At 63.7% G+C, this 24678-nt stretch carries 22 protein-coding genes and 1 pseudogene; 17 read left to right on the top strand and 6 right to left on the bottom strand.

Translation table 11 applies throughout. The features are described from left to right. Positions 1–54: 54 nt before the first annotated feature. Together PQQ95_RS27370 and PQQ95_RS27365 are read left to right on the top strand one after the other, a co-directional pair. On the top strand, positions 55–1065 hold the full coding sequence (locus PQQ95_RS27370; protein WP_408443046.1) for a hypothetical protein: 1011 nt from the start codon (positions 55–57) through the stop codon (positions 1063–1065). 251 nt (positions 1066–1316) lie between these two features. Next, entirely contained in the window at positions 1317–2390 is a 1074-nt protein-coding gene (locus tag PQQ95_RS27365) for a TAXI family TRAP transporter solute-binding subunit (protein WP_408443045.1), read from the top strand. A 24-nt stretch (positions 2391–2414) separates the two neighbouring features. Here the strand turns inward: PQQ95_RS27365 and PQQ95_RS27360 are convergent, their stop codons facing one another. Further along, positions 2415–3854: an aminotransferase-like domain-containing protein gene (locus PQQ95_RS27360; RefSeq protein WP_408443042.1), complete on the bottom strand. Its 1440-nt coding sequence runs from the start codon at positions 3852–3854 to the stop codon at positions 2415–2417. A gap of 116 nt (positions 3855–3970) precedes the next feature. On the opposite strand from PQQ95_RS27360, the gene PQQ95_RS27355 reads away from it, so the two are divergent. Both PQQ95_RS27355 and sapR read left to right on the top strand, forming a co-directional pair. Further along, positions 3971–4858 (top strand): DMT family transporter, encoded by an 888-nt coding sequence (locus PQQ95_RS27355; protein ID WP_408443040.1) that lies wholly within the window; start codon positions 3971–3973, stop codon positions 4856–4858. Between the two features lie 112 nt (positions 4859–4970). After that, complete coding sequence (gene sapR, locus PQQ95_RS27350; protein ID WP_408443037.1) at positions 4971–5876, top strand: sap1 transcriptional regulator SapR; 906 nt, start codon at positions 4971–4973, stop codon at positions 5874–5876. A gap of 267 nt (positions 5877–6143) precedes the next feature. Here sapR and PQQ95_RS27345 read toward each other — a convergent pair whose 3' ends face one another. The 4 genes from PQQ95_RS27345 to PQQ95_RS27330 form a co-directional block, all read right to left on the bottom strand. Further along, entirely contained in the window at positions 6144–6884 is a 741-nt protein-coding gene (locus PQQ95_RS27345) for an ABC transporter ATP-binding protein (protein ID WP_408443034.1), read from the bottom strand. An 18-nt stretch (positions 6885–6902) separates the two neighbouring features. Then, entirely contained in the window at positions 6903–7745 is an 843-nt protein-coding gene (locus PQQ95_RS27340; protein ID WP_408443031.1) for an ABC transporter ATP-binding protein, read from the bottom strand. 10 nt (positions 7746–7755) lie between these two features. Continuing rightward, positions 7756–9579, bottom strand: coding sequence for an ABC transporter permease (locus PQQ95_RS27335; RefSeq protein WP_408443029.1), 1824 nt, complete (start codon positions 9577–9579; stop codon positions 7756–7758). 63 nt (positions 9580–9642) lie between these two features. Continuing rightward, positions 9643–10839, bottom strand: a complete 1197-nt coding sequence (locus PQQ95_RS27330; protein ID WP_408443026.1) for an ABC transporter substrate-binding protein — start codon at positions 10837–10839, stop codon at positions 9643–9645. Positions 10840–11189: 350 nt separating this feature from the next. On the opposite strand from PQQ95_RS27330, the gene PQQ95_RS27325 reads away from it, so the two are divergent. The 12 genes from PQQ95_RS27325 (at position 11190) to PQQ95_RS27270 (ending at position 22889) form a co-directional block, all read left to right on the top strand. Continuing rightward, complete coding sequence (locus tag PQQ95_RS27325; protein WP_408443024.1) at positions 11190–12176, top strand: LysR family transcriptional regulator; 987 nt, start codon at positions 11190–11192, stop codon at positions 12174–12176. Continuing rightward, a complete protein-coding gene (locus PQQ95_RS27320) occupies positions 12173–13651 on the top strand; it encodes an NAD(P)-binding domain-containing protein (protein WP_408443021.1) in 1479 nt (492 codons plus the stop codon). Before PQQ95_RS27325 ends, PQQ95_RS27320 begins: the two co-directional genes overlap by 4 nt. A 15-nt stretch (positions 13652–13666) precedes the next feature. Further along, entirely contained in the window at positions 13667–14227 is a 561-nt protein-coding gene (locus tag PQQ95_RS27315) for a CMD domain protein (RefSeq protein WP_408443019.1), read from the top strand. Beyond that, a complete protein-coding gene (locus PQQ95_RS27310) occupies positions 14224–14838 on the top strand; it encodes a peroxidase-related enzyme (RefSeq protein ID WP_408443016.1) in 615 nt (204 codons plus the stop codon). The genes PQQ95_RS27315 and PQQ95_RS27310 overlap by 4 nt, the downstream gene beginning before the upstream one ends. Before the next feature lie 74 nt (positions 14839–14912). Beyond that, a complete protein-coding gene (locus PQQ95_RS27305; RefSeq protein WP_408443013.1) occupies positions 14913–15206 on the top strand; it encodes a hypothetical protein in 294 nt (97 codons plus the stop codon). 226 nt (positions 15207–15432) lie between these two features. Continuing rightward, positions 15433–16035, top strand: coding sequence for a GNAT family N-acetyltransferase (locus PQQ95_RS27300; RefSeq protein WP_408443010.1), 603 nt, complete (start codon positions 15433–15435; stop codon positions 16033–16035). A gap of 9 nt (positions 16036–16044) precedes the next feature. Beyond that, positions 16045–16914, top strand: coding sequence for a MerR family transcriptional regulator (locus PQQ95_RS27295; protein ID WP_408443008.1), 870 nt, complete (start codon positions 16045–16047; stop codon positions 16912–16914). 209 nt (positions 16915–17123) lie between these two features. Beyond that, positions 17124–18125 carry a sulfonate ABC transporter substrate-binding protein gene (locus PQQ95_RS27290; protein WP_408443006.1) on the top strand — a complete coding sequence of 334 codons (1002 nt, stop codon included), beginning with the start codon at positions 17124–17126 and terminating at the stop codon, positions 18123–18125. Positions 18126–18364: 239 nt separating this feature from the next. Next, positions 18365–19975: a flavin-containing monooxygenase gene (locus PQQ95_RS27285; RefSeq protein WP_408443004.1), complete on the top strand. Its 1611-nt coding sequence runs from the start codon at positions 18365–18367 to the stop codon at positions 19973–19975. A 64-nt stretch (positions 19976–20039) separates the two neighbouring features. Further along, positions 20040–20948 carry an SDR family NAD(P)-dependent oxidoreductase gene (locus PQQ95_RS27280; protein WP_408443002.1) on the top strand — a complete coding sequence of 303 codons (909 nt, stop codon included), beginning with the start codon at positions 20040–20042 and terminating at the stop codon, positions 20946–20948. A 94-nt stretch (positions 20949–21042) separates the two neighbouring features. Further along, positions 21043–21924 (top strand): metal-dependent hydrolase, encoded by an 882-nt coding sequence (locus tag PQQ95_RS27275; RefSeq protein WP_408443000.1) that lies wholly within the window; start codon positions 21043–21045, stop codon positions 21922–21924. After that, positions 21921–22889 (top strand): alpha/beta fold hydrolase, encoded by a 969-nt coding sequence (locus PQQ95_RS27270; protein ID WP_408442997.1) that lies wholly within the window; start codon positions 21921–21923, stop codon positions 22887–22889. Before PQQ95_RS27275 ends, PQQ95_RS27270 begins: the two co-directional genes overlap by 4 nt. Here PQQ95_RS27270 and PQQ95_RS27265 read toward each other — a convergent pair. Further along, positions 22864–23426, bottom strand: a pseudogene (locus tag PQQ95_RS27265) (putative glycolipid-binding domain-containing protein). The gene PQQ95_RS27270 and the pseudogene PQQ95_RS27265 sit on opposite strands and share 26 nt — an antisense overlap. 269 nt (positions 23427–23695) lie before the next feature. Between PQQ95_RS27265 and PQQ95_RS27260 the strand changes: the two are divergent. Further along, positions 23696–24640 (top strand): urea transporter, encoded by a 945-nt coding sequence (locus PQQ95_RS27260; protein WP_408443150.1) that lies wholly within the window; start codon positions 23696–23698, stop codon positions 24638–24640. Positions 24641–24678: the final 38 nt, after the last annotated feature.

Raw genomic sequence — 24678 nt, 5'->3', positions numbered from 1 at the left:
GCACGATCGGGAGCATGCCGTAACGGCACCGTTTTCCACAGGTGGGTCCACAGCATGTCCACCCAGACAATACTCGGCCATAGTTTCCCGACGCCTTGCAAACGCTGCGGCGGTGCGCTGTACCGGCAAGTCGACTATTGCCCGTATTGCGGCGCGGTGCATCCGCTTGACGCCGGCCCGCACAAGCGCGTTGTGATTCCCGGCAGCCGCGCCAGTGCTGTCAGCAAGACAGCGCAAAAAAACGGCTTTGATCCGACCCAACTGGATGAAGCCGGCCTCGCCGCGCAGACTGCGATTACCGGTGAAGCCGCGCCTCTCGAACCTCCCATACCCGATCCGATACAAGCGCCGGTACTCGAGTCTTCGGATGTGCCGATTCCGCAGCTCGCCGATCCGCCGTATGCCGTCAGCCGCGGCATGTTCCCGATGCGCCGGGTGCTACTCGCAATCGTGGCGATTGGCGCAATCGGACTAGCGTATGGCGCCTTCACGCTATACAGCGACAACCACGAATCGCAAACCGGCAGCACGGAGCAGACCGCGGACAATCCTCAGGATGCCAGGACGGCAACCGGCACGATTGCGCTATACGCCCCATCTCAGTCGACGAATCAGACTGCTGCGATTAAGCCGACTGCCCCTGCCAGTCCCGCCACGACCACACCGGCAATCGTAGCCACGCCCATCGCGCCACCACCGCCCGCAGCGCCCATAAAACCAGCGGCGCCGCAGTTCCGCGATGCCGCGCAAGCGCTGCAGGCAGCGCGTCTGGCCTTCCACGCCAACGATCTCTCCGCGACACAAGCGGCGCTCGGCGCAGCACAGACGCTGCAACCCGGCAACGCCGACGCACAAAGCCTGCAGACCGACTTGAAGCCGCTCGCCGCGCGCCGCGACGCCGCGTTGCAGGCCGCGCAACTATGTGTTTCGCAGCAGTCGTGGAGTTGTGCACGCCAGCACGCCAACGAGGCGCTCGCGATCGACACGGGCAACGACACCGCTAAATCGATCCTCGAGCGTGTGATTCGCGAGACAGGTTGGGCGCCGCTCAAGCCGCATGCGTAAACAGGTATTCCGGTCTTCGATAAATCGTTCGGATACCGAATCTCATAGCCGTTCGCAAGACCGATTTGTCTGACTGATCACATGAAGCATGGCACGCCCGATCGCACTGGCGTTTCGCGTGCCCTCTGAGCGGCAACAGACGGACATGGCAGGCGCAATACATTGAACATGAGAAGGCAGGCCGGCTCGCCGGTGCTTCGCGCGCGCCGGCGCAAGAGGCTGTTCAACCCTGAACGATAGGTAGATCGATCATGCTGAAGAGACTTCTGGCGGGATGGCTGGGGCTGGCGCTAATGATCATGTCCTCGTTTGCCGGCGCGGAGCCAGCGCACTACAAGATCGTCACCGGTCCGGAACGGGGCACCTATATTCAGATCGGCCAGGATCTGTCGAAATGGGTGGCCCAGCCGGCGGGCATCGATCTGGAAGTGCTGGCGTCGAAGGGTTCGGCTGAAAACGTGCAGCGCATGCGCTTCGAGCCGGGCGTGAAGCTCGCGCTGGTGCAGTCCGACGTGTATCAGGCCTTCATCGACATGGCCAACACCGGCAATGCCGACGCGGGCACGACAATCCGGCCGCTGCGGCTCATCATGCCGCTCTACGACGAGGAAATTAACGTCGTGGTGCGCGCGGACTCGCCGATGAAAACCTTCGCCGACATCAAGGACAAGAGCATCAGCGTGGGCCTGCTCGGCAGCGGCACGGCCCAGACCGCCACGACGCTCTATCACCTGATGTTCGGACAGGCGATTCCCGAGCAGAACATCCAGCACCTGAGCAACGAAGATGCGCTGGCCGCATTGATCGTCAGGAAGGTGGACGTTGCGATCATTGTGGTCGGGCAGCCGGCAAAACTGTTCAACGACATGAATCCCGAACTGCTGCAACAGATCCGCCCGCTGAAGATCGATCCCAACGCGCCCGAAACCGCCCGTGCGAAGCAAACGTATTTCCCCACGACGCTGCGTGCGACCAGCTATCCGAACTGGCTGAAGGAAGATGTCCCCACGCTAACGGTCAAGGCCTTTCTCGTCACTTACGATTACGGTCTGCGCGATACCGTCGGTAATCTGAATCACTTTGCGGACTCGCTCTGCGCCAACTTCGACAATCTGCAGGAGCACGGGCACCCGAAGTGGAAGCAGGTGAAACTCGAATTGCCGCCTCTCGTGCGCGGCTGGAAATACTACGGGCCGGTGGAAAAACATCTGCGCGCGTGTCTTGCGAACAAGAGTGCGGCGATCAGCGCGACAGCGGCGCAAGCCGCGCAGAAACCACGCGCCTCCTGCTCGGATCAGGAGCGTCTGCTGTTGCTGTGCAAGTAACGTCGCGTAGCGAGGCGCGCGCGTTCAGACACGCTCTTTCGCTGCGGCCGACACGTCCATCGCCCGTTGCAGCGCCTCGTACACCTTCGGCCGGTTGCATTGCGACACGTTGAAACGCAGGAAGCCGGCCGCCGAATGCGACGCGCTGAACACATTGCCCGGCGCGAACACCACACTCTCAGTTAACGCGTGACGCGCGATATCGGCGGCGTCGAGCGCATCCGGCAGGCGCGCCCATACGAATATGCCTGCACGTGGCCGCGTCCACACTTCAAGGCCGGCATAACCCAGCCGTCTGATCGTCTCGCCCATGGCGTCCGCGAGCTTCGCGCGCATCGATTCCAGATGCCGCCGGTAAGTACCATCCACCAGCAAACGATGTACGACGCTCGCCGCGAGCTGGCCATTGCCGAACGAGGTGGCCAGCTTCAGATCGACCAGCGGCTCGATCCATTCGCTGCGCGCCGCGATATAACCGCAGCGCACAGCCGCGGACAAGGTCTTCGAAAAGCTGCCGATCGAGACCACCCGCGCGAGACCGTCGAACGCCGCAAGACGCGGCGCGGGTTCGTCTTCGAAGTCCGCGAAAATATCGTCCTCGACGATCAGCACGTTGTGCTCCCCCGCCAGCTTCAGCAGCCGATGCGCAACGGCCGGCGCAAGCGTGGCGCCAGTTGGATTGTGGATCGCGGAATTGGTCACATAGAGCCGCGGGCGGTGTTCGATCAGCGCCCGCTCGAATGCCGCCAGATCCGGCCCGGACGGCGTATAAGGCACACCGACGATGCGCACGCGATGCGCGCGCAGCAGCGCCTGGAAATTGAAGTAGCACGGATCGTCGATCAGGACCGTGTCGCCGGGTTCGAGCAGAAAGCGGCAGACCAGATCGAGCGCGTGCGTGCCGCCGTCGGTCAGCACGATCTGCTCGGGCGGCGCTTCCACGCCGTGCTGCGCGAGCCGCCAGGCGAGTTGCTGACGCAGCGCGGGCAAACCACGCGGACTCGCGTATTCGGCGAGCGGCGACTGCGGATCGCGCGCCACGGCACGCAACGCGCGGCGCACGCCGTCTTCCGGCAGCCACGAAGGCGGCATCCAGCCGCAGCCCGGCTTGAACACCTTCGCACCGGCCTCCAGCGACTGCCGCGTGAGCCACAGCGGATCGACCTCGCGATCCAGCCGTGGCCCGAGATCGGCCAGCGCGAGGGGTGGCGCATGGCCGGACACGAAAAAGCCCGAACCGCGCCGCGCCACGATCACGCCTTCCGCGACCAACCGGTCGTACGCCTCCACCACGGTCGACTTCGACACGCCGAGTGTCTCGGTCATCACGCGGATCGACGGCACGCGCGCGCCCGGCATCAGCGAACGGCTCGCGATGCGCTCGCGCAAGCTGTCCATCACCGTGCCGACCCGCGTGCCCGCCGACGCGCCCAAGACCGCCCGGTTGTTATCGCTTTCCGCCATCTGTACTGCTCCATGTTCGGTACAGTTTGTACGAATTGTACTGATCCGTAGCTTACCCTTTGCCGCTCGAAAGCGCATGCTGCAGGTTCCATTTTCAATGCGCATGGACTCTTTCGATGGACAAGACAACGAACGGCTGGGTGAGCGGCATGGTGGGTGTATTGATTTTCAGCGGCTCGCTACCCGCCACCCGCATCGCCGTGCAGGGCCTCGATCCGGTGTTTCTGACGGTCGCGCGCGCCACCATCGCGGGCACGCTGGGTCTCCTGCTACTGCTGGTGTTTCGCCAGGCCCGACCTGTCAAGCGCGACCTCATCCCGCTAGTGGTGGTCGCGCTCGGCGTGGTGGTCGGCTTTCCGCTGCTGACTGCCCTCGCGCTGCGTCACGTGAGCGCAGCGCACGCCGTGGTGTTCGTCGGACTCCTGCCGCTTTCCACCGCGATTTTTGGCGTGCTGCGCGGCGGCGAGCGCCCGCAGCCGGCGTTCTGGCTGTTCTCCGCGCTCGGCAGTGGCGCAGTGGTCGCGTTCGCCTTGCGTCATGGGCTCGACGCGTCGCCGGTCGGCGATGCGCTGATGCTCGCGGCGATCGTCCTCTGCGGTCTGGGTTATGCCGAAGGCGCGCGGCTGTCGCGCCATCTCGGCGGCTGGCAAGTCATTTCGTGGGCACTCGTGCTGTCGCTGCCGGTGATGCTGCCGCTCGCCTGGTGGACGCGGCCTGCTTCGTTTGACGGCGTGAGCCACGCGGCGCTATGGGCGCTCGCGTACGTGTCGCTCTTCAGCATGCTGATCGGCTTCGTGTTCTGGTATCGCGGCCTGGCGCTCGGCGGCATCGCAGGGGTCGGGCAACTGCAGTTGCTGCAGCCGTTCTTCGGTCTGCTGCTCGCCGGCTTGCTGCTGCACGAACAGGTGCCTCCCGCGATGATCCTGGTGACCGTCGTGGTAGTGGCGTGTGTGGCGGGCGCGCGGCGCTTCTCCCGAAGCGCGCCGGTGCGGCCGGCTGTCTGAACGGCATCTCGGCCGCACATGCGTTCCCTGATTTTCGGGACTGAGCGGGGTCGGCTGTCGGATGAATATGTCATCATCTCGATATCGACCCACCACTCGCGCTGCGACCAAGATGCCGACCGCTTTTGCTCAAACCGTCGAAGCCCGCTTTGCCGAACTCACGCCCACCTCCAAGCGCGTCGCCAGCTACATGCTGGCGAATCTCGACCGGCTTGGCCTTGAAAACGCCGACCAGATCGCCCAGCAAGCCGGCACCAGCGGCATCTCCGTGGGCCGGTTCTTGCGCAGCATCGGCTACCAGAACCTGGATGACCTGAAGCGCGAGTTGCGCGGCGCGCAGGAGCGCCCGTGGCTGATTACCGACCGCCTCGACGCGTTTCGCCGCGCCTCCGGCCAGCACGAAGAAACCACATCGTCAGCAAGCGGGGCCGAGGTTGCCAACCCCGCCCCCAACCCGGCGCTCGGCCACTCGCTCGAACTTGAAATCGGTGCGATCCAGCATGTCTACCAGCTCGCGCAATCGCCGGTGTTTGCCCGCGTGGCCGAGCGCATCTCAAACGCGGATGCCGTCTATATCCTCGGCATTCAGTCCACGCGTGGCATCAGCAATGCGTTCTACAGTTACCTCGAGTACATCCGCCCGCGCGTGTTCTATTCCGACGGCATGTCGGGGTCATACGTCGATTCGCTGAACTCCGGGTTCAAGTCGCCGTATCTGATCGTTACCGATACGCGCGCCTATTCGATGATCGCGCGCCGCTATTGCGAGGCGGCCACGCGCCGTGGCCTGCCCTTCGCGCTCGTCACCGACATTTACTGTCCGTGGGCACGCGACTTCGACGGTGATCTTTTGCAGGTGAAGACCGATGTCGGTCAGTTCTGGGATTCGCTGGCGCCGCTCACGTGCCTGTTCAACCTGCTGATTTCGGCGATTGTCGAACGGCTCGGACCGGGCATCGACGAGCGCGTTGCACGTAACCGCGAGCTGCAAAGCGAATTCGACCAGTTCGATCTTTGAGGCGGCTTTCGCGATAAGCGCGTGATTGACGATCAGCCCACCGGGGCCCCGCGCAAAGCAATTCATCGCAACGCATTGCATCGCAACGCAGCGCAACGCAGCGCAACGCAACGCAACGCAACGCAACGCAAAGCAAAGCAAAGCAAAGCAAAGCATGCGCATATTGCTACGCGGCGCCAAGCACGGGCAGTCGAATCGGCAACCGCACAAACCGCCCGCCATGTCCGGTGCCCAGTGCCCAGCATCCGGCACACCAAGTCAAGCGCGTCAGGACGCAGTCGTCGCCGCGGCCTCACCCCCGAGATACGCGTCACGGATCCGCTCATCACCGAGCAGCGATTCAGCCGTGCCTTCGAGCACGACGCGGCCGGTCTGCAGCACGTAGCCGTAATGCGCGATCTCCAGCGCGAGGCTGGCATTCTGTTCGACCATGAAGAACGTCACGCCTTGCTGGTTGATCGTGTCGATCAACTCCAGCACTTTATCGACGTAAAGCGGCGACAAACCCATCGTGGGTTCGTCCATGCAGATCAGTTTCGGCCGGCTCATCAGCGCGCGCGCCATGGCCAGCATCTGCTGCTCGCCGCCGGAAAGCGTGCCGGCCTTTTGCGCCAAGCGCTCGTTCACCCGCGGGAAAAGGCCTAGCACACGCTCGTAGTCTTCGTCGATGGCAGCGCGGTCGCGCCGCGTATAGGCACCCATCAGCAGATTCTCACGCACCGTCATGTCGCCAAACAGCCGCCGCGCCTCCGGCACCGAGCCAACGCCGCGCCGCACGATCTGCGGCGTGCTGAGTCCTGTGATCGCCTCGCCTTCGAACGTTATGCTGCCCGAGCGCGGCTTGTGCAGACCGAGAATCAGCTTCATCGTGGTAGATTTGCCGCTCGCATTGCCGCCGAGCAAGCTCACGATCTGCCCGCGCCGCACTTGAAAATTGACGTCGAAATGCACCTGGACAGGGCCGTAAAACGTCTCGATGTGTTCGAGTTTCAGTAGAGCGTCGCTCATCGTCGATGTTCCAGAAGTTCAGGCCGCGACGCGCACAGCCGCCGCGCCGCCGACATTGCGATGCCCCAGATACGCTTCGATCACGCGCGGATCATTGCGTACGTCACGCGGCAGCCCTTCAGCGATTTTCCCGCCGTTGTCGAGTACGATCACGCGATCCGATAAACGCATCACCATGTCGAGCTTGTGTTCGATCAGCAGGATGGTCAGTCCGCGTGCTTTCAGTTGCTGAATCAGCACCAGCATTTCGGCGGTCTCGGACTCGTTCATGCCGGCGGTCGGCTCATCCAGCAACAGGATGCGTGGATGCAAGGCAAGCGCGCGGGCAATCTCGACGCGCCGCCGGTTCGCATAGGACAGGCTATGCGCCGGGTGATCGGTGCGCGGCGTCAGGCGCTCGCCGAATCCCGCGATGATCTCGCGCACTTCATCGCGCAGCGCCGCGTCTTCACGGCGGATCGACGCGGGTCCGATCAGGGCGCGCGCGACTTCGGCAATCGCGCCGACAACCGGCCAACCCGTGCGGGTGGCGCGCAAACGCGCATGCGCGCCGATCAACACGTTGTCGAGCACGCTCAGATTGCCGAACACGCGGCCATGCTGAAACGTCCGCGCAAGTCCGAGCGCGGCTAGTTTTTCCGGCCGCACGCCGGTAATGTCGCGGCCGTCGAATTGCACGCTGCCTGCGTCCGGCGTGTCGAGCCCGGTGATCAGATTGAACAGTGTCGACTTGCCCGCGCCGTTCGGCCCGATCACGCTGACGAGTTCGCCTTCCGCAATCGAAAGATCGACGCCGTTCACCGCGGTCAGTCCGCCGAAGCGCCGCGTCACGCCGCGCACGTCGAGAAGAATCTGTGTCATGTGCGCTCCGTCATACCGTTCCCAGCAACCCTTGCGGCCTGAACCGCACCAGCAGCAGCAATACCAGGCCGTAGATCAGCATCCGGTAGTCGGCGGCCCAGCGAAAAATCTCCGGCAAGCCGATCAGCGCAACCGCGCCGACAATGCCGCCCAGCACGTTGCCGAGACCGCCGAGAATCACCATCGTCAACGCGAGGATGGATACTTGCGAGTCGAAGGTCTGGTTGTTGATGTAGCTATACAGATGCGCCGCTATCCCGCCGCTGATGCCGGCCGCCAGTCCGCCGAACGCAAATGCGATCGCCTTGTAGCGGTTCGGGCGAATACCGTGCGAGCGCGCGGCGACTTCGTCTTCGCGAATCGCACGCAGCGTACGGCCCAGATGCGAGCCCAACAACCGTGTTTGCAGGAGCGCCAGCACGATCAGCACGCCCAGCGCGAACCAGTAGATCGCACGCGCGCTATCCGGCGTCCAGCCGAATACCGACAATGGCGCAATACCGGCGATACCAAGCGGGCCGCGCGTCAGACTGTCCCAGTTGAGAATCACAAGACTCACTACCTCGCCGATGCCGAGCGTCGCAATGGACACGTAGTGGCCGCGCAAACGGAACGCCGGATAGACCAGCAGCGTGCCGAGCGCGGCGGTGATCAGACCGGCGCAAAAGATCGTCACGACCGGGGACCAGCCGAGATTCGTCGACAGCAACGCGGACGCGTACGCACCGATCACCAGCAACGCGGCATGGCCGAGCGAAATCTGCCCGACCGTGCCCGCCACCAGCGTCAGGCTCAACGCCAACATTCCGTACAGCCAGGCATTGGTGAGTGTTTGCAGGAGGTAGGACGAACTGGCGACGAACGGCAGCGCGATCGCAGCCAGCGTCAGCGCAATCACCACCGCACGCGGCACTTTCACCGCTTTGCCGGCGGACAGGAACGTGCCGGTCATCGGCTCGGGCGGCAAACGGCGGCTGCCGCTAAAGAGTCCATTGGGACGCCACACCAGAAACAGCAACAGCAAAACGAAGGCGAACAGATCGCGGTAACTGGTGCCGAAGATCGCCACGCCGTAACTCTCGACCAGACCCAGCAGCAGGCTGCCGACAATCGCGCCCGGCACGTTGCCCAGACCGCCGATCAGCAATGCCACCACGCCCTTGAGCGTGGCCTGGAAGCCCATCGCCGGATCGATGCTGTTGTAGTACATGCCGACCAGCAAGCCGCTCACGCCGCCGAGCGCGCAGGCGATCGCAAACACCGCCTGATTGACGCCGTTGACGTTGACGCCCATCTGCTGCGCCGCGTCGCGGTCCTGCGCGGTGGCGCGCACGGCCCAGCCCAAACGCGTGAAACGCAAAAACACATAGAGCACGGCAGCCGCCGTCACGCCGATGCCGGCAATCAACAGATCCAGCGAGCCGATCGTCGCGCCGCCAAGGCGAATGTGCCACTCGGGCAGCGTGCTCGGCACCGGCCGCGGATCGGCGCCGAACAGCAACTGCGCGCACTGATCGAGCACAAAGCTGATGCCGATCGTCGCCAGCAGCGGAGCAATCCGCGCCGCGCCCTGCAGCGGCCGCAAGCCGATGCGCTCGATCGCGATGCCCAGCAGCCCGCAGCCGGCCACCACGGCCAGCAAGGCCAGCGGCAAGGGCAAACCGAGCCGCGTCAAACACAACCAGCCGATAAAGCTGCCGATCATGTACACCGAGCCGTGCGCGAAGTTGATCAGATGCGATACGCCGAAAATCAGCGCGAGGCCGACCGCCAGCAAAGCATAGATGTTGCCGACGATCAGTCCGTTGATCGTGTAGTCGAGCCATGAAGCCATAGCATTCAGATCCGGTGAAAAGCAGACACGTTGCTCAGGCGTTGCCTGTGCATTGCTGAAACGTTATTTCGAAGCGATCTGCGGCTTCGCACCGTCCCATTGCGTGAACTGGTTGTCCTTGACGACCAGGTACACGCTGCGCGCGCCGGCCACGCGGCGCGTCTCCTGATCGAACTGCACCTTGCCGAAAATCAGGCTCGGCACATCCTTGATCTGCTTCAGACCGTCATGCACCGCCTGACGGGTCGCACCGTAGCGGCGCATGACTTCCGCCGAGACGATCATCGCGTCGTAAGCGCGCGCGGCGAAGGTATCGGGTTCGCCGTTGTACTTCGCGCGATAACGCCGCACGAAGTCCTGCACTTCAGGCCGCTTGTCGCCCGGGAAGAAATTCGATTCGGTGAAGACGCCGTTCACGGCCTCGCCGCCCAGTTCGAGAAACTTCGGCGAATACACCGAGCCCACCGCCGCGATCGGTTGCGTCAAACCCGACGAACGCGCCTGGCGCACGATCTGCGCACCGTCCGCGTAGTACGAGATCAGCACGAGCGAGTCGGGCTTCGCTTCATTCACGCGCACCAGCGTCGCGCGGAAATCTTTTTCCGTCGGCTGATAACCTTCTGCCGCGACAACCTGCGCGCCATCCTGCGCAGCGGCCTTGGCGAAAATGTCCTTGCTGGTGCGGCCCCAGTCGGTATTCAGATAGAGCACGGCAATACGCCTGAAGCCGAGTTCTTTCGTCGCATAGTGCGCGAGCAGCGGCTGCTCCTCGGCCTGACTGAGTGCCGTGCTCCACATGTAGTCGCCACCCTTGGTGAAGTCGGGGTGCGAATTGGTGAAGCCGAATTGCACGAGTTGCCCGCGTTGATAGATCGGCGAGGCCGCCATCGAGGTTGTGCTCGACAGGTCACCCAGCTCCAGCAGAATACGCGGATCGCCGACGAACTTCTGCGCGATCGACACCGCCTGGCGCGGATCGCCACGGCTATCCTCGAAGTCATAAGCAAGCGGACGGCCCTTGATGCCGCCCTCACTGTTGATCTGCTCCAATGCGAGATCGAAGCCGCGCTTCCACTGCGTGCCGTATTGCGCATCCTGTCCGGTCAACGGTCCGCTCACGCCGATGAGATACGGCTCGCCCGTCGCGGCGCCTGCATAGGCCACCGAGGTCGCGGTGATGCCCACCATTGCGGCGAGCACCGGCAGCGTTTTCAGCCAGCGTGACCAGCTGGTTCGCGATGATTTGGATACGTGTTTCATGATTGCCCCTGCTGTCATCTTCAAAGTGGGGCCATGTAACCACGGTGAATTCCGGCGAACCAACGAAGTTTTGGGAATATGGTTATCACGCCGCAGAGGATGTCCTCGCTCGCGCACAGCAACGCGACGAGCCTCGGTTCACGCCCGTGCGCCGGCACGTTAAGGCATCCCTTTGACGCAATTGGTTTTTCTCTCTTCCGGCACGCATCGCATGAAAGAAAATCGGCGGCGTCGCGCGCTCGCCCGCCGACTCGCTTCGCATTTTTTTGGCTGTCGATATCGGAATTGATTATATAAATCCCGCATTCAGACAACCCTACAATGCGCAGACCAAATTGCCAGGGCGAGTCATGGAGCTGCATCAACTCGAAGCGTTTTCGGCGGTCATGTCCGCCGGCAGCATCACCGGCGCGGGACGTTTGCTCAACCGCTCGCAACCGGCCGTCACGCGCCAGATTCAGGAACTCGAAGCCGATCTCGGCTATGCGCTCTTCAATCGCAATGGCCCGCGTGTCACGCCGACGCATCGTGCGTTTCTGCTTTATGAAGAAGTCGAGCGCTCGCTTATCGGGCTGAAGACCATCGAGCAACGGGCGCGTGCCATCGGTCTGGACGAAGCGGAACCGTTGCGCGTGGCGGCCACGCCTTCGCTGGCGGCGTCGATCGTGCCGCCCGCCATCGCGTCGCTGCCGCCGCTCGGCCACACGCCGCAATTCCAGTTGCGCAGTTTGTCGGCGGAACACGTCGTGCATGAAGTATTGACCCGTACCGCGGATATCGGTCTGGTCACGCTGCCGATCGGGCATGCGGGGCTCGACATCCACTGGATCGCCGAAGCGCCCTGCGTGGCGCTCGTGCAGAGCGGCGACCCGCTCGCCACGCAGCCGCACATCGCGCTGCGCGATCTGGTCGACCGGCGCATCGTCACCGTGGCGAACCGGTTTCGGCTGCGGCATCGGATCGACGCGGCGTTCGCGGCCGCGCGCCTGTCCGCCGAAGTGTTTCTCGAAACCAATGCCTCGCTGAACGCGGTGATGGCCGCTCGCGCGGGCGCCGGTGTCGCGATCGTGGATCCCGCCACCGGGCTCGGCCTTTCGATCGAAGGTGTGACGGCGCGACCGCTCGACTGCGCGATTCCGTTCTTCTTCGGTGTCGTGACGCCGGCGGGCAAACCGCGCCGCGCCGCCGTCGACGCATTGCTGCAAACCATCGAACAGGCGACCCGCGATCTGCTGGAAGGCGTGGTGCTGCATCCTGCCCAGCAACACGATGCGCTGCTACAGCGCGAAACGCGCGTCTCCCGTGCGCGCACCAAACATCCGGAACACACCGTATGAACCGCCTTGCCGCTCTCGAAGCCCGCTTGCGTGAAGATCTGCGCTGGCTGGAATTGCCCGCGCCTTCATGGGTCCCACCGCGTTTCGCCGGCGCAGAACGCGTACTCGATGTCGCCGTGATCGGCGGCGGCATGGCAGGGCTCGCGGCGGCGGCGGAACTGCGCTGGCTCGGCATCGACAATCTGCAGGTGTTCGACCGCGCGCCAGCGGGACATGAAGGCCCGTGGGTATCTTTCGCGCGCATGGAAACGCTGCGCTCGCCCAAGCAGTTGACAGGTCCTGCCTTGCGCATGCCGGCCCTCACGTTTCGCGCGTGGTACGAGGCGCAATTCGGCGGCGCCGCGTGGGACGCGCTCTACAAGATTCCACGAACGCAGTGGATGGACTATTTGCGCTGGTATCGCGAGGTGCTCGATCTCCCGGTACACAACGACACCACCTTGACGTCATTGCGTCCGCGCGACGACGGTCTGCTTGCACTCGATCTCGAAGAAGCAGGCGTACAACGCACGGTGCTCGCGCGGCATGTCGTGCTCGCCACCGGACGCGACGGTTTGGGCGGCCCATCCGTGCCGGCTATCGCCAATACGGTCTCACGCCGCTACTGGGCGCATTCCGCGGATGCAATCGATTTCGCCGCTTTGGCCGGCAAGCGTGTCGGTGTCATCGGCGCGGGGGCGTCCGCCTTCGACAATGCGGCGACCGCGCTCGAAGCGGGGGCCGCCAGCGTCGATCTGTTCATCCGCCGCAACGATATTCCGCGCGTGAACAAGCTGACCGGCATCGGCAGTCCTGGCCTTGTGCACGGTTTCGCCGATCTCGACGACGCATCCAAATGGCGTTTCCTGCATTACGCGCAAACTGAACAAACGCCGCCGCCGCGAGACAGCGTGCTGCGAGTTTCACGCCATGCCAGCGCGCGCTTTCACGTCGGCAGCCCGGTGCTTGCGCTCGACGAACTCGACGGCGCGCTCGCGGTCACGACGCCGAAAGGCCGCTACGTGGTGGACTTTCTGATCTTCGCGACCGGTTTTCACTCGGATATCGACACGCGCGCCGAATTCGCGCCGTTCGCCCGCTTCGTGCGGCGCTGGAAAGACCGCTATCGGGCGGACCCGTCGCTGCCTTCGTATGAACTGGCCGAGTCGCCGGATCTCGGCGCCGCGTTCGCGTTTCAGGAGCGCGAGCCCGGCACGTGTGCCGCGCTGACGCAGATTCATTGTTTCAATCATGCGGCAAGCCTCAGCCACGGCAAGCTTTCCGGCGACATCCCCGCGATCAGCGACGGCGCGCAGCGTCTTGCGCGCGGCATCGCCAGCCGCCTGTTCGATGCGGATCGCGAGCGGCACTATCAGGCGCTGCTCGCCTTCGATACGGCGGAATTGCGAGGGGATGAATGGACCGATGCGGATGCATCGTCCGAGACTTCGCGCGCTCGCTTGCCGGTAGAGAACGCTGCTGAAAACACTGACTAACCCGCCGGAGCCGACATGCCCGACCTCGCGTCACCGACCCAACCCGCCGCGCCCTCAGGCGCCGATACCATCGATACCATCGATACCATCGACGCCCTCGCCGGCCTGCAAGCCGGCAGCCCGCTCGCCGCGCTCCGCCATGCTCGCGACAAAGTCGCGCTGCACACGCAACGCAGCGAAGACGCGTTGTTCGATCCGGCGTTGCCCGACCTGTCGCTGCAGGAGCGTTTGTTTGCCGCGTGGTATGCCGCGCGCCTCTCGCTAGCCAACGATCTCGCCGACGCCTACACGGCGAAGCTCATCGCCGCCGGCGCACAACCGGTCACACTCGACGCAATTGAAGCAGGCACGCTCGACGCCGCCACCGACGCACGCCTGATCGCGATCCTCTCGCACGTCAAGCTGCTGACCCACCAACCGGTCGATGCGCGCCCCGAGCATTTGCATACGCTGCAGCAAGCCGGTATCACGACACGCGGCATCGTCGCGTTGTCGCAGTTGATTGCGTTCGTCACCTACCAATTACGCGTGGTAGCGGGCCTGAAGGCATTGCGCGCAGTGCAGGAGGCAGCATGAGTCATGTGAACACCAGTACATCGCCAGTTGACCGCCTCAACGGCTTCACCTTCGAAACGCTCGGCTGGCGCGCATGGCTCGACACAGTCAGCCTCGCCGACGCCACGCCGGAGCAGATCGCCGTGCTCGAAGAAAGTCATCCGCACGCAAAAACCTCCGACTACTATCTGCTGCTGGTCCAACAGGCGGAAATTTTGCGGCAGCGCTCCGGGGTCTTCAACGCGATCATGTATGCGCCTGGCGGCCTGCCGCGCGCCGAGCGCGAACTCGCCAGTACCGTAGTGTCGCGCGTGAACGGCTGCGTGTATTGCGCTTCGGTGCATGCACAACGATTCGGCCAGCTCGCGAAGCGAACCGACGCGATCGAACAGGTTTTCGAAGAGCCATCGACGGCAGGCACCACGGAACGCGAGCGCGCGATCATCCGGTACGCGATCGAATTGACTGATCACCCGGAAAACGTCGACGCCGCGGCAATCAAACGGCTCGAAGCGAACGGCCTGACGCACGCGGAAATTCTCGACCTGACCCACGCTATCGCAATCTTCGCCTGGGCCAACCGGTTGATGCTGACGCTTGGCGAACCCGTGTTTCCGCAAGCTGGCGCGTAATGCCCGAGCGAGGCATCGGTGCATACGGGAGCCGCGTTGCGGTATCCTCACCGGCTCGTTCAGAAGGAGGATTCATGAAGTTTTCGATTTGCCTCGCCGTTGCCGCCCTGACGCTGTCCGCCACCTCGTACGCGCAAACCTCGCAGACTTATCGCTTCGGCGAAGGCCAGAGCACGCTGCCGTCCGGCAATGCCCATCCGGCACCGGCAGCCGGCGCGCAGGCGCAACAGTCGCAACCGCAGCAAGCCCAGCAGCAACCGCTTCCCGCGGAGCATGCTTCGTCCAAGGCCAAGCCGAAGCACAAGGCAAAGCATCACCGGCGTCATCGCGGGCATGTGACGCAGCCGGATACGTACTCGCACAACTAATAGGCGAAACGCATGCCACGTGCATGCGTCTTCGCGACGAAAATCCGTAGCGCCCGGCACAACCACATGGCCGGGCGCTACGCACCACACCTCGATCGCGCCGGCCGCCTATGCATGCACTGATACCCCCTATAGAGCGTGGCGATTTTTGACCCGCTTCAAATTCTCGCGCGCGGCGGGCATAGTAAAAGAATCCGCAGACTCACCGGCCACGTCAGGAACCCGTATGAGCACCACCCGCCCCGCGCCCTCCGCGCCTCATTCAGCCGACTCCACTACCGCCCCGCTGTCCACCGCGCCCTTGATCCGCGATGCCACCGAAGCCGATCTGCCCGCGATCCAGGCGATCTACGCCCACCACGTGCTGACCGGCGTCGCTTCGTTCGAAGAAATCCCGCCTTCCGTCGACGAACTGCGCACGCGCCTCGCGTCGGTACGCAGTCACGGACTGCCGTACATGGTGGCCGAGATCGGCGGCGAAGTCGCCGGCTATTGTTACGCGACGCCGTACCGGCCGCGCGCCGCCTATCGCAACACCATCGAAGATTCGATCTACGTCGGCGACGCGTATCGCGGGCGAGGCTTGGGGCGCGTGCTATTGCAGGCGCTGATCGCGCGCTGCGAAACCGGCCCGTGGCGTCAGATGGTCGCCGTGATCGCCGACGGCGGCAGCGGCGGCTCACTGTCGCTGCATGCGCAACTGGGCTTCGAATTGACCGGCACGTTGAAGGCGGTCGGCTTCAAACACGGCCGCTGGCTCGACACCACGTTGATGCAGCGAACCCTGGGCGTAGGCAATTCAACCGTGCCGGACGACGTGGCGCGTTAAAATCCCCCCATGCCCACCCCTACGCCGCCCCCCATGCCGTCCTTGTCCGATGCCCCAGGCGTCCCGGCAAGCGCCACGCCGCGCAACGAATACACGGTCGACGAGCTCGCGCGCGTCACCGACACCACCGTGCGCAACGTGCGCGCCTATCAGGACCGCGGCCTGCTCGAGCCGCCGGAAAAGCGCGGCCGCGTAGGCGTGTATGACGACACGCATGTCTCGCGTCTGAAGCTGATCAACCATCTGCTCGCGCGCGGCTACACGCTCGCCAATATCCAGGACCTGATCATGGCCGTCGACGAAGGCCACGACCTGCGTTCGATCCTCGGTCTTGAAACCGCAATCGGCAGCCGCTGGTCGCGCGAGCGGCCGAAAAAATACTCGCTGATCGAACTGCTGCAAATGTTCGGCGACAAAGCCTCACCAAGCGCGCTGGGCAAAGCGGTCGATCTGGGTTTGCTGGAGCGCAACGGCCTCTCCTTCGTTTCCGGCAGCCCTACCGCGCTCGCCGCGGGCGCGACCATGGCCAGGGAAGGTATACCGCTCGCCGACCTGCTCGACGCCGTGGGCATCGCCAGGCCGCATTTCAATGCGGTCGCCAAGGCGCTGGTCGATCTGGTGGTTCGTCAACTGGATCGCTATGACGCCGACGCCCTGCCGCCGCCCGCCGACGTGCCCGCCCTGGTCGACGCCATCTGGCGCGTGCGGCCGCTGGCCATGGTGCTGGTGGAAAGCGAAATGAACCGCGCGCTGGAAGAAGCCTCCGGCGACTATCTCGGCGACCGCGTCGCGGCGATCATGGAAAAGAAGCTGGGTCACGCACCCGAAGGCGCGGCTGCCTTACGTGCCGCGGCAAAGAAAGATAAGCCTAAAAAATAGCGTTTGCACGCGGCCATTTGCGCTCGCTAGCTAAGCTGCTTGTTGCTTTGTGTCCGCGGCAAACGCGCTCGCTTCCAGCGTTCACGCAAGGGCTTTCATGCCCCCGCCGTTCGCGCGCGCGTCATATTCAAATCTGCATTGCTTCGTTTGACCGGCGGGACGTCCATGCGACGATCTTCGATCAATCGAACGCAATGGAGATCCGCCAGATGGCCCGTCACACCCGTATTTCGCTTCACGTCGCCGCCGCGTTGCTGGCGGCATTCACCACCTTGAGCGCAACCGCGCAAAGCAGCGGTAGCGGCGGCGCCCAGGAGGCGGGCAAGGTGCTGCGCATCGGCTATCAGAAATCAGGCTTGCTCGCGATCCTCAAGGCACAAGGCTCACTCGACGACAAGCTCAAAACGCTCGGCTACAGCGTCAAATGGTTCGAATTTCCGGCGGGTCCGCAACTGCTCGAAGCCCTCAATGCGAACAGCGTCGACTTCGGCTACACCGGCGCACCGCCGCCCGTGTTCGCGCAAGCCGGCGGCGTGCGCTTCGTGTACGTGGGGGCCGAGCCGTCCGGGCGTCATGCCGAAGCCATTCTGGTCAGAAGCGATTCGACGCTGCGTAGCGTGGCGGAACTGAAGGGCAAAAGCGTCGCGCTGCAGAAGGGTTCGAGCTCGAACTATCTGTTGCTGGAAGCGCTCAAGAAAGCGGGCCTGCGCTACGAGGACATCCGGCCGGTGTATCTCGCGCCCGCGGATGCGCGAGCCGCCTTCGAAAGCGGCACTGTCGACGCATGGGTCATCTGGGATCCGTACTACGCGGCCGCGCAGCAGGCGCTGAAAGCGCGCACGCTCGTGGACTATTCGGAGCTCAACAGCCCCTACAACTTCTATGAAGCGACGCGTGACTTCGCGCAGCAGCATCCGGATGTGATCGGCGAGATTCTCGGGCAGTTGCGCACCACGGGCCTATGGGTGAACGCCCATCCGGTGGAAACTGCTGCGCTGATCGCGCCGAAGGTCGGTCTCGATCAGAAGCTGGTCGAAACCTGGGTGCGTCGCTATCCATATGGCACCACCGCCGTGACCGACGACATCGCGCGCTCGCAGCAGGTCGTCGCCGATGCGTTTTACGGCGCGCACCTGATTCCGCAAAAAATCACCGTGAAGGACAACGTCTGGCAGAACCGCGAGGTGGCTGCGGCCTTGGCCGCGAAGTGAAACGGGGCAGCACGCTGCCCTGCTGCGCGTCTTACACCTGAGCAGCGTGACTAGGAACAGCGGACCCAAGGTCCGCTTTTTTACGTCTGACGTCCGCGCCTTTATTTCACATTGCGAAAAATCGCGCGACTTGTCTTAGAGCCGGGCGTCTAACCGCCCACTTGCGTCATCCGTTGACAGCCTCTATTGTTACATCAACCAATGTAACAGTTAAGAACGAACAAAAGGAGACGGATCGGATGAACGCACGCATGATGCCCCCCGACGACGCGCCCGTCGATACCGATATCGCCATCATCGGTTCCGGTTTTGCGGGCCTTGGCATGGCGATCCGCCTGCGGCAAGCCGGCATGACTGATTTCATCGTTGCCGAAAAGGCCGAATCGGTCGGCGGCACCTGGCGCGACAACCACTACCCCGGTTGTGCCTGCGACGTGCAATCCCACGTCTATTCGTTCTCATTCGCTCCGAATCCGCGCTGGACCCGCATGTTCGCGCGCCAACCGGAAATTCGCGCGTATCTGGAAGCCTGCACGCAACGGTTCGGCATTCAGCGGCATCTGCGCTTCGGCCATGAACTCGCCTCCGCGATCTACGACGAAACCCGCCATCGCTGGCAACTGACATTCGCAAACGGTCAGCAATGGTCGGCGCGCGTGCTGATCTCAGGCATGGGCGGACTGTCGCGCGCGGCTATTCCGAACATTCCCGGCATCGAGAAATTCAAGGGCAAAGCGTTCCACTCGCAGCATTGGGACCATACGTATCCGCTCGAAGGCAAACGCGTCGCGGTGATCGGCACCGGCGCGAGCGCGATTCAGTTCGTGCCGCAGATCGCGCCGCACGTCTCGCATCTGAACCTGTTCCAGCGCACGCCGCCGTGGATCATGCCGAAGGCCGACCGCGCGGTGAAGCCATTCGAACAGTGGTTGTTCAAGCGTCTGCCGTTCACGCAGAAGATCATGCGCTCAGCGCTCTACTGCATGCTCGAATCGCGCGCCTTCGGCTTCGCGGTTCATCCTTCGCTGATGAAGACCGCGCAGAAAGTCGCGGAGCGGCATCTGCGCCGCCAGGTGCCCGATCCGCAACTGCGCGCCACGCTCACGCCGAACTACACGATGGGCTGCAAGCGCATTCTGATCTCGAACGACTACTTCCCGGCGCTCTCGCGCCAGAACGTGTCGGTGACGACCACCGGCATCGCCCGTGTCGAAGAAGATGCGGTGATCACGACCGACGGCGCGCGCCATCCCGCCGACTGCCTGATCTTCGGCACCGGCTTTCAGGTGGCCGATCCGTTTCCGGCGGGCGTGGTACGCGGCCGCGGCGGCGTCGATATCGTCGATACGTGGCGCGATGGTGCGCATGCGTATCTCGGTACGACACTGCCTGGTTATCCGAACTTCTTCATGATCGTCGGTCCGAATACCGGCCTCGGTCACAACTCGATGGTGTTCATGATCGAGTCGCAGGTCGAATACGTCCTGCGCGCGCTGAAGACGATGAACGCGGAACGCGCCGATGCGATCGAAGTGCGTCCGCATGTCGAGCGCGCCTACAACGAGCAGATCCAGCAGAAACTCGGCCGGGCAATCTGGTCGACGGGCGGCTGCAAGAGCTGGTATCTCGATCCGAAGACCGGCAAGAACACGACGCTGTGGCCGGGATTCGCCTACAAATTCCGCCAGGCGACCCGCACCTTCAGCATGGACGATTACCTCGCATATTCGCCCGCGGCGCAACCGCTGAGCGGACACGGGGGCTCGCAGCAGCAACCTGTGCATACGCATGGTAATGCGGCCAACCCAGCGGCCACCCCTGCGGCCACGACATCCGCGGAAGCAACCTGATAAAAGCACGCTACAAAAAAGCATAACGACAAGGCACCGTTCAGAGAGGACAGGAGATAAGCCAATGAAAAACTTCACCGACAGAGTGGCCGCGATCACGGGCGCCGGCTCGGGCATGGGCCGTTCGCTCGCGATCCGGCTGGCACGCGAAGGCTGCCACCTCGCGCTCGCCGACCGCAACGCCACGAGCCTCGCCGAAACCGCGCAACTCGCACAGGCTGCCGCGCCGCACATCGTCGGCTCACCGCTGCGTATCACCACGCGCGTGCTCGACGTATCGGACCGCGCCGCAATGTTCGAATGGGCCGCCGAAACGGCCGCGCAGCATCAGCGCGTAAACCTCGTGTTCAACAACGCGGGCGTGGCGCTGTCGAGCACCATCGAAGGCATGGAGTACGCCGACCTGGAGTGGATCGTCGGCATCAATTTCTGGGGTGTGGTGCACGGCACGAAGGCATTTCTGCCGTATATCAAGGCATCCGGCGCGGGACACATCGTCAATACCTCGAGCGTGTTCGGCCTGTTCTCGCAGCCCGGCATGAGCGGCTACAACGCGACCAAGTTCGCCGTGCGCGGCTTTACCGAAGCGCTGCGCCAGGAACTCGATCTGATGAAATGCGGCGTGTCGGCGACGTGCGTGCACCCGGGCGGCATTCGCACGAGCATCGCGCAATCGAGCCGGATCTCGTCGAACATGGTCGGCTTCATGCTGGAAAACGAACAGCAGGGCAAAGACGACTTCGAGAAGTTTTTCATCACCACCGCCGACGAAGCCGCACGCGTGATTCTCGACGGCGTGCGCAAGAACAAGCGGCGCGTGCTGATCGGCCGCGATGCGCGCGCCGCCGACTGGTTGGCCCGCACGCTGCCGGCGGCCTATCAGGCGCTGGTCGTGATGCAGACGCGCCGCATGAAACGCATTGCGGAAAAGCGCGCACGCCGCGCCGCGCAACTGGACGGCCGGCGTGCGTGATGCGCCGCCCGCCACCCGCTGGCACACAGCGCGCAATGCAATCCGCCCGGTCAGCACCATCAACAGGACATAAGGGATTACAAGGAGAATGGCCATGATGCCGGTTCGCCGCGACCTTCGCTTCAACTTACCGCCCGAACGTGCCTCGGATTGGCACGAACAGGGCTCGCATGTGACACACTTCTTCAACGCGCTTTCGCTGCTATTCCCGGCTGGCGAGCGTTTCTTCATGGACAGCGTGCGCAACTACCGCGACCAGATCGACGACCCCGTGCTGAAGAAGCAGGTGCTCGGTTTCATCGGCCAGGAAGCGATGCATACGCGCGAGCACGTCGAATACAACGATCTGCTTCAGGAAGCGGGTTTGCCCGCGCATAAACTCGACAAGCGGCTGTGGGCGATTCTCAACTTTGGCCGCAAGATTCTGCCGCATTCGTATCAACTTGCGGTCACGGTCTGTCTGGAGCATTACACGGCGATGCTGGCGGGTTTGCTGCTGGAAGACGCATCGCGGATCGGCGGTTCGGTCGAAGGCTATACGCAGATGTGGACGTGGCATGCGCTCGAAGAAACCGAACACAAGTCGGTTTCGTACGACGTGTGGAATACCGTGCTCAAACCCGGACTCGGACGCTATCTGCTGCGCACCGGCACGATGCTGTCCACTACGCTGTTGTTCTGGCTGATCGTGTTCGACTACCACGTGCGTCTGCTGATCGCCGACCGCAAGCGTGGCAAGCATATCCGCGGCATGTGGCGCGTCGTGAAGTATCTGTACGGCCCGCGTCATGGCGTGTTTCCGCGTATTGCCGGTGAATGGCTGAGCTTTTTCCGGCCCGGCTTCCATCCGTGGGATCACGACAATCGCGCGCAACTGTCGCGCATCGACGGCCTCGTCGCAGCGGTCGACGCCACCAACGCGGCCACGCCGAGCGCACGCAAAGCCGCGCGACGCGGCGTGCAGGCGGCCGCGTGATACGCGACACGCTGTCGGTCGAGGCCGGCGACGTGCGGCTCGCAGTCTACGTAAGTGGGCCGCGCGACGCGCCGCCGATCGTGCTGGTGCACGGTTATCCGGATTCGGCGGCAGTGTGGGAACCGGTACGCGCACAGCTCGACGCGCGCTACCGCGTAATCAGCTATGACATGCGCGGCGCCGGGGCGTCCGACGCGCCTGACTCGCGCGCGGCTTACCGGCTCGAACGGCTGGCCGCTGATCTCGCGGCCGTCGCCGATGCGACATGCGGCGCGCGGCCATTTCACCTGGTCGGCCACGACTGGGGTTCGATTCAAAGCTGGGAAGCGGTCACCGATCCGGCTTTCAAAGGCCGCATTGTGTCGTACACGTCGATCTCCGGGCCGTGCCTGGATCACGCGTCTTTCGGCTTACGCGGCGCCGGCGCGGATCGTGCGGAACAGTCCAATGCGCTTCAGGCAACCAGGCGGCCGCCCGGCGGCAGTCTTCGGCAGACACTCAAATCCTGGTACATCTTCTTCTTTCACCTGCCGTTGCTGCCGGAATTGGTGTGGCGCGCGGGCGGCGCACGCATGTGGCCTGTATGGCTGCGCCTGACTGAACGGGTGCGTCCTGAACGCGATCCTGCGCAGATGCGCAACGCGATCAACGGCCTGAATCTTTATCGCGCCAATTTCATCGACAGGTTGCTGCACCCCCGCGCGCGCCACGCGCATGCGCCGGTGCAATTCATCGTGCCGCTGCGCGATCGCTATGTCGGGCCCGAGCTCTCCATCGGGCTCGAAGGCTGGCTCGGCGCGTATAGCCGCACTGAAATCGATGCCGGCCATTGGGTCGTATTACGCGAACCCGAGCGTATCGCGGCCGGCATCGCGCGCTTTGTCGAGCAGCACCGGGCGCTGCAGCCAGCAGACAGCGGCGGTCCCGGCACCTCGGCGGTCAACGCCCGCGCGGCAGGCGCGTAAATAACGTCGGATAGTCGATCACAAGGCCGTCTTCATCCACCGTCAGGTCTGCGGTGAAATTGCGGAAGATACCTTCGTAGCGATATATGGATATATGCGATTCAACTCGATGCAGGAATAGGCCTGCTCGGCACGCGTGACCTGTAAATCCGGCGTAGAAATATAGGCCACGGAAATCGGCTGGCGTTCGCCTTCAGTCAGTTGCAAACGGCGGATCGGCAACGTATTCGTATAGGGCGTGGCGGCGATATCGATATCGATGCACCCTTCAATCGCGCTCAGTACGAGGCCATGGCCGTCGTGCCAATGGCCGGCGCCGTCGCCGTGCAATTCCAGCTCGCCGCCGCCGACGATTTTCAGCCATGCGTACGTGGTACGCCATTGCGCATCGCAGCGCACCTTATAGTGCAGGCCGTATGCCTTGCCGTAGCGCTGCCCAACCAGAACGCTTTCCACCGCAAAGCCGTCTGCGCCCGCTTCGAACGCCAGATGTTCGAAGCCATCACCCTCTTCCGATGCCCACCTTAATTCACGCATCAGCCCGTCTCCTTGTGAAACGGCGCGGCAAACGCGCCGGGTTTCTATCGTAGCGCGAAAGCTTTCGGTTCGCCGACACAGGGGTTTTTCGGCTTTCGGCGCATGACGCCAGGTTGCGCGTCTGTCGCAAATAGCCACTATCAACGGCGGCGATGCCCGGCGCGGCACCAGTAGTCTATGCTCGCGGTTCATTCTCAACCTGGCCCGCTGCGCGCAGCTGATCTGCGCACGACAAAGTCGTGCCGCATCGAATTCGCCGCCTTCAAACCATGCACGCCGCCGCAACCGAAGCACAATCCGCCGCCTTGCGCACCTTGCTGCGCAGTCTCGGCCAGATCGTGCTGCAGCCGAACGCCTTCACCGGCGCCTGCCTGCTCGGCGCGTGGCTGCTATACGATCCGCGCCTCGCCTGTGCGGCGCTGATTGGCGCAATCGCGGCCAATGTGAGCGCGGTGCTGGCCGGCTACGGCGAGGACGAGACCCGCGCCGGTCTGCACGGATTTAATGGCGCGCTGGCCGGTCTCGCCGCGTTCAGCTTCATCGCCGACAACGCGACAGCCGCCGCCGTGGCCATTCTGGCCGCGACGGGCACAGCATGGCTGCTGGAACCCTGGTCGCGCTGGTTGCGCGCGCGCGGCCTCGGCTATTTCTCAAGCCCCTGTTTGATCGTCACGTGGCTTTGGCTGCCGCTGGTGGCACACGTCGCTCAGCAAGCAGGCGTCGCCACTGAACCCACGCTCAGCGCGGCGCAATTGAGCAGCGGCTTACTTGCCGGATTCGCGCAAACCGGCTTTGCATCCGGCGCGTTGCCCGGTGCGCTCGTTTTGATCGGCATTGCGGCTGCCTCGAGACGGCACGCGCTGTGGGCGTTGGTCGGCGCGGGCCTGGCAAGCGCCGTGCACCTGCTGCTAGGTGCGACTGCAAGCTCGTTCGACGCAGGCCTGTTAGGATTCAACGGCGTGCTGACCGCGATCGCGCTGGCCGATTGCGGCATCGCGATGACGCTCGGCGGTATCGTATTTTCGGTCGCGCTGCAGATGGCGGCCGCTTACTATGCGTTACCGGCCATGACCGCGCCGTTCGTACTCGCGACGTGGAGCATGCAGTGGCTCGCTAATCGTTTTCCGCGCGGTACGGCAGTGCCCGAACCGGCGGAGCGTGCAGAAGGCAGACGGCGCGTGACTTCGCCGGCATCGGCCCGGCGCGCGGGTTAATCCGCCAAGGCCGCAGCCCGTCAAGCAATCTCAGGAGA

The sequence above is a fragment of the Paraburkholderia caffeinilytica genome, from assembly GCF_046030355.1.
In the GTDB taxonomy this organism is placed as follows: domain Bacteria; phylum Pseudomonadota; class Gammaproteobacteria; order Burkholderiales; family Burkholderiaceae; genus Paraburkholderia; species Paraburkholderia caffeinilytica_B.
This window is presented reverse-complemented; position numbering and strand designations above follow the sequence as displayed.